1 protein-coding gene is annotated in these 245 nt (G+C 63.7%); it reads left to right on the top strand.

The annotated features are described in order from the left end of the window. Positions 1-46 precede the first annotated feature (46 nt). Positions 47-245, top strand: a 199-nt coding sequence (locus tag SB724_RS21440; protein ID WP_410573051.1) for an ANTAR domain-containing protein, incomplete at its 3' end; no start/stop codon positions are given.

Below are 245 nucleotides of genomic sequence, written 5' to 3' on the forward strand. Positions count from 1 at the left end.
CGGGTTTGCCGAGAGCGCGGGCCCAGCACTACGCCTCACCCTTCGCATGCCGACCTCTGGCGGGAATGACGAGGACCTGTACGCCGCCTTGGCCCGGCGGGCACCTATCGAACTCGCCAGCCGGATGATCATGTCCCGAAACAATTGCACTCGCGCCGAGGCCCGGTCGGTACTCCTCGGGAGATCCCGGAGTAACCACCAAAAACTTCAGAGTGTTGCCGAAGACATCATTGCGGGGTTCCCGG

The organism is Bacillus sp. SIMBA_031 (genome assembly GCF_046535225.1).
GTDB lineage: Bacteria > Bacillota > Bacilli > Bacillales > Bacillaceae > Bacillus > Bacillus velezensis.